15 protein-coding genes and 3 tRNA genes are annotated in these 17944 nt (G+C 32.0%); 6 read left to right on the forward strand and 12 right to left on the reverse strand.

The features are described 5' to 3' along the window. Positions 1–83: 83 nt before the first annotated feature. Positions 84–254 (reverse strand): 4Fe-4S ferredoxin, encoded by a 171-nt coding sequence (locus PTSHG_RS03205; RefSeq protein WP_019107455.1) that lies wholly within the window; start codon positions 252–254, stop codon positions 84–86. Between the two features lie 267 nt (positions 255–521). Next, positions 522–2585, reverse strand: a complete 2064-nt coding sequence (locus PTSHG_RS03210) for a heavy metal translocating P-type ATPase (protein WP_019107456.1) — start codon at positions 2583–2585, stop codon at positions 522–524. A 240-nt stretch (positions 2586–2825) separates the two neighbouring features. Between PTSHG_RS03210 and PTSHG_RS03215 the strand changes: the two genes are divergently transcribed. The 3 genes from PTSHG_RS03215 (at position 2826) to PTSHG_RS03225 (ending at position 3083) form a co-directional block, all read left to right on the forward strand. Beyond that, a tRNA-Ser gene (locus tag PTSHG_RS03215) sits at positions 2826–2916 on the forward strand. A 7-nt stretch (positions 2917–2923) separates the two neighbouring features. Continuing rightward, positions 2924–3000: transfer RNA gene (locus PTSHG_RS03220), tRNA-Ile, on the forward strand. Positions 3001–3007: 7 nt separating this feature from the next. Next, a tRNA-Phe gene (locus PTSHG_RS03225) sits at positions 3008–3083 on the forward strand. Positions 3084–3167: 84 nt separating this feature from the next. Here the strand turns inward: PTSHG_RS03225 and PTSHG_RS03230 are convergent. Beyond that, on the reverse strand, positions 3168–3698 hold the full coding sequence (locus PTSHG_RS03230) for a cysteine hydrolase family protein (RefSeq protein ID WP_019107457.1): 531 nt from the start codon (positions 3696–3698) through the stop codon (positions 3168–3170). 77 nt (positions 3699–3775) lie between these two features. Between PTSHG_RS03230 and sfsA the strand changes: the two genes are divergently transcribed. Together sfsA and PTSHG_RS03240 are read left to right on the forward strand one after the other, a co-directional pair. Continuing rightward, on the forward strand, positions 3776–4492 hold the full coding sequence (gene sfsA / locus PTSHG_RS03235) for a DNA/RNA nuclease SfsA (RefSeq protein WP_019107458.1): 717 nt from the start codon (positions 3776–3778) through the stop codon (positions 4490–4492). After that, a complete protein-coding gene (locus PTSHG_RS03240; protein ID WP_019107459.1) occupies positions 4465–4968 on the forward strand; it encodes a GNAT family N-acetyltransferase in 504 nt (167 codons plus the stop codon). The genes sfsA and PTSHG_RS03240 overlap by 28 nt, the downstream gene beginning before the upstream one ends. A gap of 146 nt (positions 4969–5114) precedes the next feature. On the opposite strand, the gene mgtE is transcribed toward PTSHG_RS03240, so the two are convergent. Together mgtE and PTSHG_RS03250 are read right to left on the reverse strand one after the other, a co-directional pair. After that, the gene (gene mgtE, locus PTSHG_RS03245) at positions 5115–6452 is read right to left on the reverse strand and encodes a magnesium transporter (protein ID WP_019107460.1); all 1338 of its coding nucleotides are present in this window, start codon (positions 6450–6452) and stop codon (positions 5115–5117) included. Between the two features lies 1 nt (position 6453). Further along, entirely contained in the window at positions 6454–8295 is a 1842-nt protein-coding gene (locus PTSHG_RS03250; protein WP_019107461.1) for an ATP-dependent helicase, read from the reverse strand. Between the two features lie 109 nt (positions 8296–8404). Between PTSHG_RS03250 and PTSHG_RS03255 the strand changes: the two genes are divergently transcribed. Continuing rightward, positions 8405–9199 (forward strand): nitroreductase family protein, encoded by a 795-nt coding sequence (locus PTSHG_RS03255; protein WP_019107462.1) that lies wholly within the window; start codon positions 8405–8407, stop codon positions 9197–9199. Between the two features lie 22 nt (positions 9200–9221). Here the strand turns inward: PTSHG_RS03255 and PTSHG_RS03260 are convergent, their stop codons facing one another. From PTSHG_RS03260 to brnQ, 7 genes are all read right to left on the reverse strand, one after another. Then, the gene (locus PTSHG_RS03260) at positions 9222–10154 is read right to left on the reverse strand and encodes a helix-turn-helix domain-containing protein (RefSeq protein ID WP_019107463.1); all 933 of its coding nucleotides are present in this window, start codon (positions 10152–10154) and stop codon (positions 9222–9224) included. Continuing rightward, positions 10141–11550 carry an ATP-binding cassette domain-containing protein gene (locus tag PTSHG_RS03265; protein WP_019107464.1) on the reverse strand — a complete coding sequence of 470 codons (1410 nt, stop codon included), beginning with the start codon at positions 11548–11550 and terminating at the stop codon, positions 10141–10143. Before PTSHG_RS03265 ends, PTSHG_RS03260 begins: the two co-directional genes overlap by 14 nt. Beyond that, entirely contained in the window at positions 11544–12239 is a 696-nt protein-coding gene (locus PTSHG_RS03270; RefSeq protein ID WP_019107465.1) for an energy-coupling factor transporter transmembrane component T, read from the reverse strand. Before PTSHG_RS03270 ends, PTSHG_RS03265 begins: the two co-directional genes overlap by 7 nt. Beyond that, entirely contained in the window at positions 12239–12820 is a 582-nt protein-coding gene (locus PTSHG_RS03275) for an MptD family putative ECF transporter S component (protein ID WP_019107466.1), read from the reverse strand. Before PTSHG_RS03275 ends, PTSHG_RS03270 begins: the two co-directional genes overlap by 1 nt. An 11-nt stretch (positions 12821–12831) precedes the next feature. Continuing rightward, a complete protein-coding gene (locus PTSHG_RS03280) occupies positions 12832–14553 on the reverse strand; it encodes an ABC transporter ATP-binding protein (protein WP_019107467.1) in 1722 nt (573 codons plus the stop codon). Further along, a complete protein-coding gene (locus tag PTSHG_RS03285; RefSeq protein ID WP_019107468.1) occupies positions 14553–16298 on the reverse strand; it encodes an ABC transporter ATP-binding protein in 1746 nt (581 codons plus the stop codon). Before PTSHG_RS03285 ends, PTSHG_RS03280 begins: the two co-directional genes overlap by 1 nt. A gap of 262 nt (positions 16299–16560) precedes the next feature. Further along, positions 16561–17904 (reverse strand): branched-chain amino acid transport system II carrier protein, encoded by a 1344-nt coding sequence (brnQ, locus tag PTSHG_RS03290; protein ID WP_019107469.1) that lies wholly within the window; start codon positions 17902–17904, stop codon positions 16561–16563. Positions 17905–17944 lie beyond the last annotated feature (40 nt).

Genomic DNA, 17944 nt, shown 5'->3' on the forward strand with positions numbered 1-17944 from the left:
GAGAGCACACAGTTCTCTCTTTAATATAAATATAGTTTTAAAATAAAAAAAGATAGGCACAAACCTATCTTTTTTTTAAGTAATTAGTCTTCTGGATTTGGAGCACCAACTGGGCAAACAGCTGAACAGCTACCGCAATCTATACATTGAGATTCATCAATTGAATAGATATCTCCTTCAGAAATACATCCAACTGGACATTCTGGTTGACATGCACCACAAGCGATGCAAGAATCATTAATTACATATGCCATTTTATTTACCTCCATAAAATTATACCAAAATTTATGAATTTTTATATTCATAACGTTCTGACATAATATTAACATAATAATTTTAAATTTTCAATCATTATTGTTATTTTTTTATGATGAATATTTTATTATTCTATCTCAAATAATAAAATATCTCTAATTTATCGATTTTTGTAACCTTTATAGAAATAAATTTTTTTCAGAAAATATTTTTGCAATTCTCCAACTATTCATTAAAACTAATAATTCATAGCATTTTACTGTGTTTTATTCTGTTCTAAAAACTCTAAGAGAATTTACTATACATATTAAGGCAACTCCAACATCTGCAAAGACTGCAAGTGGCATTGAAACATATCCTATTGCTCCTAATACCAAGACAAGTACCTTTAAAAATAGTGCAATAAAAATATTTTGGTAGGCAATTTTCTTAACTTTTTTCGCAATGTCAATGGCATTTACAACTGATGAGATATCATTTTTTAATAAAACTATATCTGAAGTTTCAATTGCAATGTCTGATCCACTTCCCATACTTATTCCAAGATAGGCACTGGCAAGAGAAGGAGCATCGTTAGTTCCGTCTCCTACAAAGGCTAGTTTTTTATTTTTTTCAATATCTTTTATTTCTATAACTTTGTCTTCTGGGAGTAAAGATCCCTTGTAATAATCAATGCCCACTTCACTTGCTATTTCTTTTACAACATTTTCCTTGTCTCCAGAAAACATATAAGTCTTTATTCCCCTTTTGTGAAGATTATTTACACTATCTTTGACTCCATCTTTTATTTCATCTCTTAACTTTATAATTCCCAAAATTTCATTTTTGTCTGCTACAAATACATCAACATAATTTGAATTTGATTCCTTTTCAAGCTTTAAGTTAAAATCATTCATTAATTTTTGATTTCCAACTAGATAAGATATTCCATCTAGTTCAAATTCAATCCCTTTTCCACCAATATTAGTTAGATGTTCAGGTATTTTATCACATTTAAAACTTTTTACAATTGCTTTGCCAATTGGGTGCGTAGAATACATTTCTCCAACAGAAGCAATTTCCAATATTCTTTCTTTTTCTATTTTTATTTCTTCCACTTCTGCAAGCGTAAATTCTCCCTTAGTAACGGTTCCAGTTTTGTCAAAGGCAACTCCATCTATATCAGTTAAGGCTTCAATAGAGTTTCCTCCTTTGACAAAAATTGATCTTCTTGAGAGCGAACCGATGCCAGCAAAAATTGTAAGAGGCACAGAAATAGCAAGAGCACAAGGACAAGATATTACCAAAAATATTGCTGCTCTATAAAGTGCTTCCTTAAAAGTTAATTGGCTGGCGAAGTTTAATACTAAGAAAAGAATAACTGCAAGACCAATAACTATTGGCGTATATACCTTTGCGAATCTAGTTATAAATTTCTCAACCTTTGCCTTATTTGTACTTGCATTTTTTACCATGTCAATAATTTTTGCAATAGTACCTTCCTTATAGGCTTTTGTAACTTCAACTTCAATAGATGAGTCTAAATTTACAAAGCCAGAAGTAATTTCATCTCCAACTTCAAGAGAAATGGGAGCAAACTCACCAGAAATATTTGAAGTGTCAAGGTTTGATGCCCCCTTAATTATCTTCCCATCAAGAGGAACTTTTTCTCCAGGCATAATTACAATAACTTCCCCAACAGAAACTTCAGTTGGATCAACTTTTATTATCTCTTCGCCTTTCTTTAAATTTGCAAATTCAGGCTTTAATTTCAAAGCTTCTTTTATAGATTTCTTTGAAGAATCAACAGCTCTATCTTGGATAATCTCGCCAACAGTGTAAAAAAGCATAACGGCAACTGCTTCTGCATATTCTCCAGAAACTATTGCAGCAACAGATGCAAGAGTCATGAGAAATTCTTCATCCATGAAATTTCCACTTGCAATTTTGGAAATAGAACTTTTTACAATATCAAATCCAACTACAATATAAAGTAGAGTATAAAAAACAAATTCTAAATTTTTGTCTAAATCTAAAAAATGCAAAATGATTAATCCGAAAAAGGCAAAAATACATTTGTAAATTGAAAAGTTTTCTTCTTCCTCTCCCTCATCTTTAATTTCTTCATCAAACTCTTCTGTGACTGTAACCCCATCTTCAATAGAGTCTACTACTTCTTGAATTTTTACCAGTAAGTCCTTAGAGTTTTCCTCTGCATCAAAAGTAAGTTCATCATTTAAAAAGTCATAATTAAGATTTCTTAATTCACTTTCCTCTTTAAGTTTATCTTCGATCTTTCTTGCACAGTTAGCACAAGTAAGTCCCTTTAAGTGAAAAATATATTTACTCATAATATTTCCTCTCATTATTAATTATTATTCGATACTTGTTCATATATTCATTATATTTCATTTTGAATAAATGTCAATACTTTTTAAATTTCTCTTTATTTTTCTGTTAATTTATGAGATAATACATGAGCAAAGGAAGCCTACAAAAACTTTTTTAATTATTTGTAAAAATTAGTTGACAAAACTCAATTAATAAATTAAAATAGATAAAGTAAGTTGCTAAAGAGTGACCTTCAATTTGGAGAAATACTCAAGTGGCTGAAGAGGCTCCCCTGCTAAGGGAGTAGGTCCCGAAAGGGTCGCGAGGGTTCAAATCCCTCTTTCTCCGCCAATGGTGAGGGCCTTTAGCTCAGTTGGTTAGAGCGCCCGGCTCATAACCGGTAGGTCCCGGGTTCAAGTCCCTGAAGGCCCACCATTAACTTGCCCAGATAGCTCAGTCGGTAGAGCAGAGGACTGAAAATCCTCGTGTCGCTGGTTCAATTCCGGCTCTGGGCACCATAAAAGTATCTATGTTGACATAGATACTTTTTTTATACCTATTAATGAGAAATTTACTTTATAAAAGCACACTAACTTAATTTGTCAGTGTGCTTTTATTTTTATGTGACAAGACTCCATAACATCTATTGCAGATTTTTTCTTTTCCTCTGTAAGTCCCTCTGTCAAATCTTTATAGAGATAGATGTCTTTTTCTGGCAAAAATCCCTTAACTAATAAGACATTTGAAACTACACAAATATCTGCCACAAGTCCCAAGAAATAAATACTATCTATTCCCTCTTTCTCATCTAATTTTTTTAAATATTCTCCAAGTTCAATTGATGCAAAAGTATTTTTTTCAAATTTCTTAGACTTTTCAAAACTTCTTGTTTTCTTTAATTCGTCTGCAATTTCGTGTCCCCATGTTCCCTTTATACAGTGTTTTATCGGAAGATTTTCTCCCTCTTTTGTCTTTAAATAATCTTCATAATGTGTGTCCAAGGTGTAAATAACTTCTCCATGAAATTCATTTACCTTTTCTACAACTTTATCTAAGAGTTTTTCTGTGTCCTTACCCTTTAAAGAACCACTAATAAAATCATTTTGCATATCAATTACTACTAATACGTCCATATTCTCACTCCTTTTACCTATAATACAACAAATTTTACATAGATAAAAGTAACCTGTATAATAATCTGGGGTGAATTATGAAATACATTAGTATTCTGCAAGCAGAATTTTTATATAGAAAGAATAGATTTATTGCAATTTGCAAAAAGGGATTCAAAAACTTAACAGTTTACGTGCCAAACACAGGCAGATGCAAAGAGCTTCTCACAGAAGGCTGCAAGGTTTTTCTTACCTATAACGATAGTCCCAATAGAAAAACTTCCTACACTCTCATTGCAGTTGTGAAAGGCAATAAAATTATAAATATTGACTCACAAGCTCCCAATCAAGTTGTGGAAGAAGCAATAATAAATAATAAAATTGACCTTGGCTTTAAAGTTGATAAAATAAAAAGAGAATATACCCATTGCGATTCGCGCTTTGATTTTTATTTGGAAGGCGAAGGCAAAAAAGCCTTAATGGAAGTAAAGGGCGTAACTCTAGAATCTAATGGCGTTGTTGCCTTTCCAGATGCACCTACAAAAAGAGGTTTAAAGCATATAATGGGTCTTGTTAATTCTAAAGAAGATTATTTGACTTATATCCTATTTGTGATACAAATGAAAGATGTTAAATTCTTTACGCCAAATTATTTGACAGACAAAGATTTTTCAAAGGCTTTATTTTCTGCTGCAAATGAAGGTGTAAATGTGTTAGCTTATGACTGTAATGTGACGAGAAATTCTCTTGAAATCGCAGATAAAGTCCCAGTTATTTTGGAGGAAAGATGGAATTCAGACTTGCTAAAGAAGTAGATAGAGAAAAAATTGAAAAAATTTATGAAGATGGCTCCCTTAAATTAAAATCCCTTGGCATAAATCAGTGGCAGGGAAATGAAAAACCAAACCTAAATAATTTTTCAAATCTAAATGAAAATAAGATCATTTATGTCCTTGAAGATAAAGAAATAATTGTGAGTACCGTAATAATTTATGATAAAGATGATGATTATGAGAATAATTTAGTTGGAACTTGGAATAGCCCAAAGCCCTATGTCGCCTTGCACCGAATTGCAACTCTTAATGGTGTGAGAAAAAAAGGTTACGGCAGAAAAATTATTGAATTTGCAGAAAATTATGCAAGAGAAAATAATTTTAAATCCGTAAGGATTGACACGCATAGAGAAAATAGTCATATGCAAAATCTATTAAATTCAATGGAATATTCTTATGTGGGAATTGTTTATCTTGATGGCAAAAGAGAAAGATTTGCCTATGAAAAAATATTGTAAGCTTAATATGTTAAAAGATAATGAAAAGTCATAGTTTCAAGCGAAAGAGAAATAAAAAATTATTTAGATAGAATTTAATAAAAAACCACAGACAGGCTAGAAATTTCTTGGCATGACTGTGGTTTTATTTTTATTTTTTATAAACTTTAAATTAAAAGTGGTAAGAAGACTGTTGCTAAACCTAAAAAAATAAAAAATCCAAATACATCTGTAAAAGTTGTTAAAAAAATTGATGATGCAATTGCTGGATCAATTTTCATTTTATCTAATATAAGGGGAATTAAAAAACCCATGGAGCAGGCGATTATCATATTTGCAATCATTGCTAACAATAATATAAATCCTAAGTAAATATTGTGATGCCAAAATACAAAAACCGATGCTGCCAAAACTCCTATTATGGCTCCTTCAAAAAGTCCCAAAAATATTTCCTTGAAGATGAGCTTGTAATCTTCCTTTAAAGATAACTCGCCTCTTGCTAAAGATGTCAGTATAATGGAAAGAGTTTGTGAGCCTGCGTTACCGCCCATCCCCGTTACAATTGGCATAGCTGCAGATAAAACTACTACTTGTGAAATTGTGGACTCAAAACCCTTGACAACAGATGACGCTAAAAATGCTGTTAGCAAATTTACAATTAACCAAGGAATTCTACTCTTAAAGGAATCAAACCATGTTGAGTCATAAACTTCGTCTGCATTAACACCGTGCATTTGCAAAATATCTTCGTTATGCTCTTGCTCTATTACTGCTATAATGTCATCTGACGTGATTACACCAAGAACTGCCATGTTACTATTTACTACTGGCAAAATATCAAGCTCGTACTTGCTAAATAGATTAGCAGCTACTTCTTGGTCATCAGTTCCATATACATAAAAGTCGACCTCTTTTAAAATATCTTTAAGAGGAGTCTTGGCATTGGAAACTAATAAATCCCTTATAGTTACAATGCCTTGAAGTCTGTGATAATCGTCAGTTACAAAAATCTCATCAATAATTTCTGTCTCAGGCGAAATTGTCCTAAGTTTTTTTATTGCCTCTTCTGCTGTCAAATTTTCCTTTATGGCAATAAAATTTGTGGTCATTATACCACCTGCAGATTCTTCGTCAAAAGACAAGATCATCTTTAGTATATTTTTGTCGGCACTCTTCATTAAAGACAAAATTGCCTTTCTTCTTGCAGTTGAGAGAACTCCCAAAAGGTCGGCAACTATAGAATTTTCCATGTGCGTAAAAATATCTATTAAATCATCATTAGTAATGGATTCCATAATCTTTGCATTTAATTCATCTTCTGCCGATTCTAAGAGAAGTGCCATGTTCTCGTTACTAACTAATCCTAGGAAAGTCTCAAGCTCCTCGTCATCTAAATCCTCTACCTCTAAGGCAATATCAACAGGGTGATACTCTTCAAAGAGATCATCTACTAATATCTCATCTTTAATACTTATTATTCTTTTTATCTCTTCAATTAATTCCATTTTATTCACCTGCCAATGTTTCTAAATCAGTTACAAAAGAGGAAATCTCATTTTTCATACCATTTGTATAATGTGAATACATGAGGTAGAGCTCATTCTTTGCCCTAGTAATAGCAACATAAAAAAGTCTTCTCTCTTCACAAAAAAGCTCTTCATCTTCCCTTATAGCGTCAAGACTTGATGTTGAAGGCAATGTCCCCTCATACAAGTCTATAACAAAAACCCGAGAAAATTCAAGACCCTTCGAAGAATGAATAGTTGAGAAAGTTAAACTTGCATTGCCATTTCTCGGTTTCAAAAGGTCATATTCCAATTCCTTTAGCCTGCCAATAAATAAGTCAAGAGACTTTGTACTCTTTGCAATCATTTTTAAATAATATAGATACTCATTTAAAGTTGCTTCGGTTTCCATAAATCTTTTAGAATTTTCTCTAAGATATTTGCCATAACCCATTTCCTTATCTATATAATTAATAGCTTCATAGACATCACTTCTTGCGATTTTCCTAAAGTCTACTAATAATTTATTGATATTTTTGTGGTAATAAGATGGAAGAGAGGGATAATCCTTTAATATATTGAAAATATTTTTGCCTCTATTTCTCTTTAAATAATCAATATGTTTTTTGGATATATAGCCATCTAATTTAAAATAAAATTTTTCGTAAAGGTCAATATTAGATAAATCTTCAGCAAAATTTAAAATATCCAAAATATCACGAGTTATAAAATGAGAAAAGAATTTGGTCTTTTTATCCTTTATATTAAAATCATAATTTTTTCTCTCAAAATATTCCACAAGACCTATACTTGAAAGGTTATTCCTGTATAAAACCGCTATGTCGCCTGTATGTTTTTTTAGTTCCTTCTCTATAAAAGCATATTGATCCTTCGGCTCTTTGACTTTAATAATATTTACAGGCTTAGCAAAGGGGTTTTCTGTTACTACAGTCTTTTCAAAACGATTTTCATTTTGAGCAATAAAAATATTTGCAATATTTACAATATTTTTTGTAGACCGAAAATTTTCCTCCATATAAAAAGTTGCAATATTATCATATTCTTTTTGAAGTTTAAAAAGTTCTTCAGTGTTTGCTCCTCTAAAACCATAAATTGACTGGTCATCGTCAGCAACAACAAAAAAATTATTCTCAGGCTTAGCCAAAAGTTTTAACACTTGAAACTGACTTCTGCTTGTGTCTTGTCCTTCGTCCAGCTGGATAAAATTAAACCTATCCCTATATTTTTTTCTAATAGCCACATCATTTTTTAAAATCTCATAAGAAAGATTTATCATGTCATCAAAATCAATTAAATTCTTGTCCTTTTTATACTTTTCATAAGTATCGTAAAACTTGACAAAACTTTCTGTGTCACACCTTTTAGATTTTGCAAAAGAACTTGGGCTGAGCATCATATTTTTGCAGTAGCCAACTTCAGAAATTGCAGTCTCAATTCGCTCTTCTGTGGGATAAGTATTGTTGACATCTCTATAAATATCTCTTAAAATTTCATATTTCTTTTTTATATTTGAATCAATTAAGCTGAGAGTTTTACCAGTTTTATTAGAATAGTCACGAACTATAGAATAACAAAAAGCATGAATAGTAGAAAATAAAACATCCTTATCATCATACATAGAATGATAACGCATTTTTATATCCACAGCCTGCGCCTTTGAAAAAGTAATTGTAAGAATATTTTTTGGATTAACTCCCCTGTCTATAAGTCTCTTTGTCCTGTGCAAAATCATTGTAGTCTTTCCTGCACCAGGAACAGCAAGAACAAGACCGGGCCCTTTAAAATGCTCCACGGCTTTTAATTGACTTGATGTTAACTTCACTTTATCCCTCCTATTCTAGTGTAAACTATTTCATAAATATTTTAAATCTATTTTTTTAACTGTGTCCTTGTGATATAATTTAATTATAACTGGTTAGGGGGGTATTACTATGTTAATGACAAATTTCTTGCAAAAGAGAAAGTCTGTCAGAAATTTTAAAATGGACTCAGTTCCAAGAGATGTCTTGGAAAATATAAAATTACTTATGGACGAAATGGATCGTGAAGAAAGTGGCATAAGTTTTTCTCTTTATGAAAACGGAAAAATTGTAGCAGAAGGACTAAAGGGCAAGGCAGGATATGCAGGAGTCATGATAGAAGCTCCACACTACATTGCACTAGATATAGAAGACGACAAACCACTTAACATATTAAAGGGCGGCTACTGTCTTGAAAAATTAAACACAAAAATAGTTGACCTTGACATAGACACTTGTTGGATAACAGTTGATAATGTTGATGAAGATACAAAAAAAGCCATCTTCGGAGAAAATGGTACTACTATAGATTATTTAATTGCAATTGGATATGGTCAAAAGAAAAAATTATTTGACCCAGAAGTAACAAGTTCAAGACTTAATGTAGAAGAAATCGTCTTTGCAGAAACAATTGGACAAGCTATTTCTATAGAAACACTTGAAAATTATGGACTATTTGATGTATTCTCATCAGTAAGATATGCACCAAGTCACATGAATTTTCAACCATGGAGATTTGTCCTCAAAGGAACAGATGTAGAAGCCTATATGTTAAAATCTGACGAAGACAATCGCTCACTTATTGATATGGGTGTAGTTTTATTCTACATGGAAGAAATGTTAAAGACAGTTGGCATAAATAAAAAATGGACAATCGACTTAAAGGACGCAGGTAAATATTATTATATCGGCTACTTTACAATTTAAAATTTAACCATTAAAAAGAAGCTCATTCCTTTAGAGCTTCTTTTTTTCTGTATTCACTTGGACTTAGGCCTGTAAACTTTTTAAAGGACCTTGTAAAATTTGATGGGCTTGTGAGACCAAGTTCCATAGAAATTTCTGTTATGTTTTTATCTGTCTTCATCAAAATTTCTTCTGCCTTCATCATCCTTAAATTGTTGAGGTACTTTATAGGAGTGTACTGAAATTTTCTGATGAATTTATTATTTAAGTTTGACTTAGAAATCTTAAATTTCTTTGTAAGCAAATCTAAAGTAATCTCCTTGTCTAAATTTTCTTTAATAAACTCTTCAATTAAAACAATTTCTTCGCTTTTTTCTTCCTTTTGATAAGATTTTCTTATTTCTGAAGTTTTTTCCCTGGTAATATCGTAAATTAAATCCAGAGCCTTTATAGAAATCCCCAAGACATCTTCACTTTTTAGGACTTGGATAAGTTCATTGGCCCTTTGAATTAGTCTTTCATTTTTATAGACAAAACCCATATCCTTTATTGAATTTATTTTTTTCAAAAATTCCTCTAAAATTTTACCGTAAAAAGAATCCTTATCTATCTGATTTTCAAAAATCAAAAAATTAAAGGCTTGAATTCTGTCCTTAGTTGTATAAGATTCCCGTGCATAAGGAAGTGCCTTACCAATAAAAATTTCTCTCGTTATTAAAATTTTTGTATCATTAATATAAGTAAAGTAATTACCTTCATAACAATAAGAAATCCTATAACCCTTCCTTCCCTTGCTATCAGAAGCTTTCACTTGATACTTTTCTCTTAAGTCAATATACATAAGCATAAGTCCTGGAAAAAGTTTATAATTTTTCATTTTATTTTTAGGATGGCTTATCCCTTGATACTCTATAAAGTCATCTTTATCATCGATGACCTCAAAGTCCCAGGAAGCTAAATAATTAGTATTTTTCATTTACAAACTCCAAAATATTTTCATCTGCACTCTTAATAAATTCATAATCATGTGTGATTATAATAATTGTTTTATTTTGCTTTTTCATTTCCTTTAAGAAGCTAATTAATTTTGTCATATTCTTTAGGCACAAGCCAGAAGTTGGTTCATCTAACAAAACTATTTCCTTCTTGCTGGCAAGGGCTAGTCCAATGGCAAGTCTTTGCTTCTCTCCTCCAGATAAGGCTTGAGGGTGGCTGCCCTTCTTGTCCCAAAGTCCCAAATCCCGCAAGATTCTTTCCTTTAGAAGGTCATCATCTGATACTATGGACATTTCTGAGTAAACTGAATCTGTAAATAATTGATAGTTCACATCTTGCATTACAAGAGAAATTTTTTCATAGGGCCTCTTTATTTCTTTATACCCATAATATAAATCTCCCCTTTGCCCCTTATTAAGTCCGCAAATATTTCTTATAAAAGAGGTTTTTCCTATTCCATTTGCTCCAATTATAAAAAAAATTCCCCTATCAAAGGATAGGTTAAAATCAAAAATTACCTTCTCACTTCCCCTGTACTTACAAAGAAAGTTTCGACACTCCATTGTTTTGTCATGATCAAAATTTTTATCAAAAAAAGATTTTTTTATGTATTTATCCTTATTCAAATCTTCCTTTTTTATTTCCTTTAGGGTTCTCAGCTTATGATTTTTTATGAATTCATCATTAACCTCTTCTCTTTCGTAGGAATTTATTTTTTTGTCCTCAATGACAAAGAGCTTTTCCATTATATCCCTTAGGTAGTAAAGCCTATGCTCTGCAATAATTATAATTTTTTTCTTTTCCTTTAATATCTCAATAATATTTTTTAGTCTTTCAATAGATTTATTATCAAGAGAGGCAGAGGGTTCATCAAAAATATAAATTTCATTATCCATTAGGGCAACAGATGTAATTGCCACAAGTTGTTTCTCCCCACCTGATAATTTGAATAAATCTCTATCAAGTAATTTATCTGTCCCAAAAATACTTGTATAATAATCTATTTTACTTAGTATCTCCTCTCTTTTTACATTTCTGTTTTCAAGAGCAAAGGCTATCTCATCACTTGAATTGATGCAGTAAAATTGATTTTTAGGATTTTGAAAAACTGTGGAAATATATTGACTCCTATCTGTTATGTCTTCGTCAAATAAACTTTTCCCATCAAATAGAACTTGACCCGAAATTTTGGCATTATTAATCTCTGGAATTATTCCATTGATTATTTTTATAAAAGAGGACTTGCCAGAACCAGACTCTCCACTTATTACGTTTACGCTTCCTTTTTCAAAGGACAGATTAATATTTTCAAATATTGTATTTTCTTTTCCATCATAATTTTCATAGGCTAAGGAAAAATTTTTAAACTCTAACATATTTTCCCCCTGATGAATAAAATAATTATAAAAACTCCAAAGATCATTAAGACATAATCTTGTAACTTCAAGCTTTCATTTGAAATAGATGACCTCTCTCCATCAACTCTCATTCCCCTTGTCATAGCTGATATAGCAACATTATCAGCAGTCTGTGATGTGATCATTAAAAGGGGAACAAATTTATATTCCAAAATTTTTGCTGGCTCTTTGAAAAAATTTTTCATAGTTAGTCCATGCATATACATAGCCTCATTTATTTTCATGTAATCTTCCTTTATTGAATAAAAAAATCTAAACATTACAGAAACTGGAATAATCAAAAAATTTGGCAAGCTTATTTTCTGCAAAGAGTAAACAAGATCGCTCATTTTTGTGGTCACTATAGCATAGTAACCCATCATAATCCCAGGCAGAACTCTTATAGTTATTCCTACATATAGATTTAAAATCATTGTAAAGAAATTTTGTGGAAGAGTAAATAATAATCTTTGAACTAGGATTGCCACAGAAGTATATAAAAGTCCCTTAATTAAAAGGGACCACTTTCTATCAAATAGTGCAAGTATATAGGGAAAGATTGCTATTAAAATTCCAAGATAATAATATCTTCTTCCAAGAGAACCTTCAATGGCAGTAATCCCTATTACATTTGTTAAAAATATTTTTGTCCTAAAGTCAATTTTCATTAAACCATTCCTGCTTTTTTGAAGTGCTTATTTAGGATTTTGATTCCAATAGTGCAGCCTATATATCCACCTAACATACCTACTAGGACAACAGGTATAAAGGACCAGTTTGGCATAACAGATAATAATTTATCTGCATATTCAGCACCATAACCTTGATCTATTAAAGATTGAACAAAGGCATCTCTAGCAAAATAAATTGGTACTAAATTTGCAGCTGCAAAAATCATAAAGACTGTGTAGGTTAGTCTTGCAGTTTTTATTGACTTGTAACCACCATTTTTTAATATCATCTCGCAAATTAAAGCCAAGACAATTATGGCAGGAAAAACTATTGCCCCATGACCTGACATTGAAAATACAAGTCCAAAAACTATTCCCATTATTAAGACCATGCCAAACTTGTCAATCTTTGTTGAATAAAGCATAAAGACTGGCCCTGAAACTAAACCACAAGCAAAGGGAACTAAGGGCATAAGAAGAGGTATAAAACCTATCATACCTCCACACCAAGTTGCCATTACAGTTAAAAGTGAAAATACACCGGCATTTACTAAATCTCGTATTCCAAATTTTTTCATTTTATCTCCTACTAATATACAAATTCTTCTGACTTCTTTGATGACTCAATCATCTTCTTGTAAGTCTTGCTTCTTTCTATTATTTCTTCATGTCTTCCAAAGTCTTCAATTTTTCCGTCTCTCATAACAATTATTTGGTCTACATTTTCTATTGACTTCATCCTATGAGATATTATGATGACAGTTTTGTTCTTTGTTAATTTATTCAAAGACTCTTGGATGTACTTTTCATTTTCCACATCAAGTGATGCGGCAATTTCATCTAAAAGAATTATTTCTGCATCCTTTAAGAAGGCTCTTGCTATGGAAATTCTTTGTCTTTCACCACCAGATAAGTTTGAACCATTTTCGCCAATTTCTGTTTCATATCCTCTTGGCAATTTCTTTACAAACTCATCGCAGTTGGCAAGTCTTGCCGCTTCAAGGACTTCTTCGTCACTGGCACTGGACCTGCCTAGTCTAATATTTTCCATTACTGATCCATTAAAGAGGGTTACATCTTGAAAGACCATGGAAATGTGTTTGAACAAGTCTTGTGTTGCAATATTTTTTATCTCCTTGTCATCAATTCTTATTTCTCCAGCGTCATAATCATATAGCCTTGCCACTAATTTTATTAGGGTGGACTTACCGCAACCAGATGGACCAACAAGGGCAGTAGTCTTTCCCTGCAAAGCTTTAAAGGAAATATTATCTATAACTTTTTTGTCATCAAGATAAGAAAAAGTAAGATTCTTTCCATCAATGTCAAAGGACTTCAAGTCTGCTCTATTTCCTCTTTGAATTTTTTCATTCCTAAGTGCCTTTATCTTTTCAGCTGGCGAATTAATATACATTAACTCTCCATAAAATTGATTGAAGGCAGCAACTCCATCAATCAATCTTGCTGAAGCAAATAAGTAGCCTGCAAAATACAAGATATTTATTTCTCCATCTATCAAGCTATTTAATCCAACATATATTGCAAGGGCAAGAGATAAGTTTGCCACAACTGTTGCAGAAACAATGGGGATAACTTGTGCCAGTTCTGTCTTAATATGTTTCTTTTCTAAGGACCTAACAAAACCAATGCCACTTTTTTCCTTTTCTTCAGTCAAATTATAGGACTTGATCTCTGTAGATAGGTCAATGAGTTCTTGGAACATCTTTGAGGACTTCCTTTGCTCCTTATAATAGAAACTTACTCCCTTCTTTTGCATCTTGCTTGAAAGCAAATTCAAAATAGCAGAAATATAAATTGGAACTATAACTGAAAGTCCAAGTTTTAAATTCCCAATTAGTAACAAAATCGAAATAATTATTAGATTTATTATAAAGCCATAAAATCCTGGAACTGCATGAGAAAGACCATGCTCAATTGCCTCTACATCCTTCATTATTGTTTGTGAAAGATCTGTTAAATCTCTACTTGAATAAAAACTAAGAGGCAAGTCCTTAATTATCTCAGAAATTTCTATCCTAAGATTTGCAGATTCCTTATAGGTTTCGTTGTAAGTTGTAATGTAATCCCTATTAATTACAAAAATCATAAGAAGGGCAATTATTACATAGGCGATGACCGAAAGCCTTAGACTAAAGTCTCCTAAATTTAACAAGCCTTGCATTACATACATAAGAAGGAACATAGGTAGCATATAAGAAAGGGTCTTTAGGCTAGAATATCTTATTGCAACAAGGGCACCCTCTGCCCCCTTGTCTGTAAGTCCAAAACGATTTTTCAAATAATTTTTCATCAGTCAACCCTCCATTCATTTGCCTTCATATACATTTCTACAAACTTCTTATACTTACCGTCTTCCTCATAAAGTTTATCGTGACTTCCTCTTTCAATTAGCTTTCCATCTTCAATCAAAAGAATTTCATCTACTCCTCTTATGGAAGTGAGCCTGTGGGCAATCATAATTGTAGTCCTGTTTTTTATGAGTTCCTTAAAGGCAATTTGTAATTCATACTCATTTTCAGGGTCAGCAGCAGCTGAAGCTTCGTCCATAATTATAATTTTTGGATCCTTTAGAAAAATCCTAGCAATACTTACCCTTTGCTTTTCTCCACCCGAAAGATTTACACCTTCTGCTCCAATCACTACATCATAACCATCTTTAAATTTGTCTATAAATTCATCACACCTTGCAAGTTTTAATGCCCTTAAAACTTCTTCATCAGAGGCATCACTTTTTCCAAGCTTAACATTTTCAAATATAGAAATACCTTGGAAGAGTTGTGGATTTTGAAAAACAATCCCTATATTTTTCATAAGACTTTCCTTGTCATAGGAAGAAATATTTTTGTTTCCAATTAAAATTTCTCCTGAGTCAACGGGGTATAGACCAGAAATTAATTTTGCAATAGTTGATTTACCTGAACCTGAACTGCCCACCAAGGCATAGACCTTATCTTCCTCAAGACTCAAAGAGAACTTATCTAAAATTTTATTTTCTCCGTCATAAGAGAAATCTACATTCTTAAATTCAATATTCTTGTTTAAAAATTCTCTTTGACTTCCAAATTCTATTTTCTTCGCCTTCATCTCCTTGAATAAATTTTCAAGATTATCCACAGCAGAATTTGCCTGGAAGATATACATAGATACATACATAATTTTCATTGTGTTAGAAAAGAATATCCCCATGAATAAAGTAAAAAATAAAATTTTTGCTGCCCAAAGACCAGGATCAGCTCCCCTATTAACCATAAAAATTCCCAAAAATACTGGTGTAATTATAAAAATATTTAAAAGCCATTGGAATAGGACAAAGGGAAGCCTGCAAGACATAGAATACTTATAGACCATCTCCTTATAAATGAGGATCGAATCATAAAGTTTTTTAAAACCAATTAGGGGTGCATTAAAAATCTTTACTACAGGCATAGCCCTTACATACTCAACTGCACCTGCGTTCATTTCGTCAAGCATATCCATATACTTCTTCATAAAGGACTGATCACCCATCATATTTTTTACAAGGACTAAACTTATTAGAACAATTACAATAAAAAATATTCCAAGGTATAAATCCAATAAGAAGGTCAAAATAATCATAAGTATGGGAGTCAAAAATGCGGCAGTCTGATCTGGAATTAAATGAGCCACAATCATGTGAGTTTGCTCAACATTGTTGTCAATTATTTTTCTCACTTCTCCAGAATTATGTAGGTCAAAAAAAGTATTAGATGCCCTAAGAAGGTGCCTTATACCTCTTTCACGAAGACGAGTTTCAAGTCTAAAGCCTGCCAGATGACTCATCCAAAGACCCATAAAATATAAAAGACCATAGGCAATAAATAAAAATAAAATTTTTATGGCAAGACTTCTTTCTTCAGACAAGACCCCACCAGTAAAAACATTCTTAAGCAAAATCCAAATTAAATAATAGGCATAAAATTCTAAAACAATGCCCACCGTTGTAAGTAGACTCGCAAGAATACCGTGAACCCTTCTCTCAGGTATGTAGGAAAATAATTTTTTGTATAATTTCAAAATATAACACCTCTCTTTATTAAATCAAAAATTAATTGATAATAACTATCAAGATAATTATAATATTTCTTTTTTCAATTTTCTTAACAAAAATACTTTTCTATTCAAAAAAATTTTTAATTATATTCAATTAGAATTTATTTAACATATTTTACTTTCATCACAAAACATTCAAAATTTTTTATAAAAACTCTTTCAAGAAAGTACAAAAAAACAGTCCCACATTAAGCACATGAGACTGTTTTAAAATTTCTAGTTTATCTTACATATAATTTTCTGTTTTAAGACCAGCCTTTGATGGTAAGAGTAGTCTTGAGTATGCTTCAACTAAGACTACAGCTCCAAGACTTGGTAGGACCCAAGACAAACCGCTTGATGCCATTGGAAGGCTTGCTTCAAGTTTTGTCAATACAGGTAGGCCCAAATTGAATGTTGACTTGGCAACAGACACAAGTGGTAGAACAACTGCAAAGAAGGCTGATGCCTTATAAGAAAGTCTGGAGTAACCAACAAAGTCATGAGTAAATCCTAAAAGTATTAAAACTAAGGCAACTGGATATATAACAGTTAGTAGTGGCACTGATAAAGCAAGAAGTTTATTAAGTCCAAAGTTTGCCATTACAAAGGAGAAAAAAGTCCAAAGGAAAACCCATCTTCCATAAGACATCTTGCTGTTAAATAGTGTGCAAAAATATTCAGAGCCACTTGATATTAAACCTATGCAAGTTGTTAAACAAGCAAGAGTAAATATTGAAGCTAAAAGAACTAAACCAGAGTTTCCAAATACAAGCTTAACAGCTTCTGTAAGAACAACTGCACCATTTTCTACGCCAGCGAAGGCCTTTGATGTAGCCATGCCCATTGTTGAAAGCATTAAGTAAACTACAAACAAAACACTACCTGCAAGTATACCAGCCTTAGCAGTGTAAGATGTAACAAGCTTCTTATCTTCAACACCAAATCTTCTTATAGCAAGAGTGACAACAAAGCCAAAGTTAAGAGCTGCAACTGCGTCCATAGTGTCATAACCTGCAAGGAAACCAGCAACTACTGGAGCATCCTTATAATTTCCACTTGCCATTGCAGGGACCTTTGGTAGAGTCATAACTTTTGCAAACATTATAAATATTAAAAGTAAAAGTGTTGGAGTTAAATATTTTCCAACTCTTGCAACTAACTTGTTAGGCTTTAAGCAAACCCACATTGCAACAGCAAAGAATACCAATGTATATGCAAGCCTTACAAGAGATAGGTTAAAAGTTTCTGGTACATAAGGTGCTATTGCCATTTCAAAAGGAACAGATCCAGCTCTTGGTATTCCAAGACCAGGTCCTATTGATAGATATATTGCAGTAGTAAAAACTAAGGCAAACTTTTCTCCAACTCTTGAAGATAAATTTTTAAGTCCGTCAGTCTTGCCAACAGCTATAGCTCCAAGGACTGGGAAGATAATTGCAGTAACAGAAAAAGCTAAAAGAGAAATTATAGTTTTATTCCCTGCTTGATTTCCTAAAAATGGAGGGAAAATTAAATTTCCAGCTCCAAAGAACAATCCAAAGAGCATTATGCTCACTTGAGTAAACTGACTTCTTGATAAATTTTTCATTCTTTCCTCCTAGTTTTTAATTTTATAAATGATGAATTGT

Origin of the sequence: Peptoniphilus senegalensis JC140, assembly GCF_000321025.1 — a bacterium.
GTDB classification, from domain to species: Bacteria; Bacillota; Clostridia; order Tissierellales; family Peptoniphilaceae; genus Peptoniphilus_A; species Peptoniphilus_A senegalensis.

What these genes read in the sequence shown, in the direction of transcription:
- sfsA (WP_019107458.1), top strand. Translation starts at nt 3,776, where the DNA reads ATGAAATACATTAGTATTCTGCAAGCAGAATTTTTATATAGAAAGAAT.
- PTSHG_RS03275 (WP_019107466.1), bottom strand. Translation starts at nt 12,820, where the DNA reads ATGAAAAAATTTGGAATACGAGATTTAGTAAATGCCGGTGTATTTTCA.
- mgtE (WP_019107460.1), bottom strand. Translation starts at nt 6,452, where the DNA reads ATGGAATTAATTGAAGAGATAAAAAGAATAATAAGTATTAAAGATGAG.
- PTSHG_RS03265 (WP_019107464.1), bottom strand. Translation starts at nt 11,550, where the DNA reads ATGTTAGAGTTTAAAAATTTTTCCTTAGCCTATGAAAATTATGATGGA.
- PTSHG_RS03260 (WP_019107463.1), bottom strand. Translation starts at nt 10,154, where the DNA reads ATGAAAAATACTAATTATTTAGCTTCCTGGGACTTTGAGGTCATCGAT.
- PTSHG_RS03230 (WP_019107457.1), bottom strand. Translation starts at nt 3,698, where the DNA reads ATGGACGTATTAGTAGTAATTGATATGCAAAATGATTTTATTAGTGGT.
- brnQ (WP_019107469.1), bottom strand. Translation starts at nt 17,904, where the DNA reads ATGAAAAATTTATCAAGAAGTCAGTTTACTCAAGTGAGCATAATGCTC.
- PTSHG_RS03270 (WP_019107465.1), bottom strand. Translation starts at nt 12,239, where the DNA reads ATGAAAATTGACTTTAGGACAAAAATATTTTTAACAAATGTAATAGGG.
- PTSHG_RS03240 (WP_019107459.1), top strand. Translation starts at nt 4,465, where the DNA reads ATGGAATTCAGACTTGCTAAAGAAGTAGATAGAGAAAAAATTGAAAAA.
- PTSHG_RS03205 (WP_019107455.1), bottom strand. Translation starts at nt 254, where the DNA reads ATGGCATATGTAATTAATGATTCTTGCATCGCTTGTGGTGCATGTCAA.
- PTSHG_RS03210 (WP_019107456.1), bottom strand. Translation starts at nt 2,585, where the DNA reads ATGAGTAAATATATTTTTCACTTAAAGGGACTTACTTGTGCTAACTGT.
- PTSHG_RS03280 (WP_019107467.1), bottom strand. Translation starts at nt 14,553, where the DNA reads ATGAAAAATTATTTGAAAAATCGTTTTGGACTTACAGACAAGGGGGCA.
- PTSHG_RS03255 (WP_019107462.1), top strand. Translation starts at nt 8,405, where the DNA reads ATGTTAATGACAAATTTCTTGCAAAAGAGAAAGTCTGTCAGAAATTTT.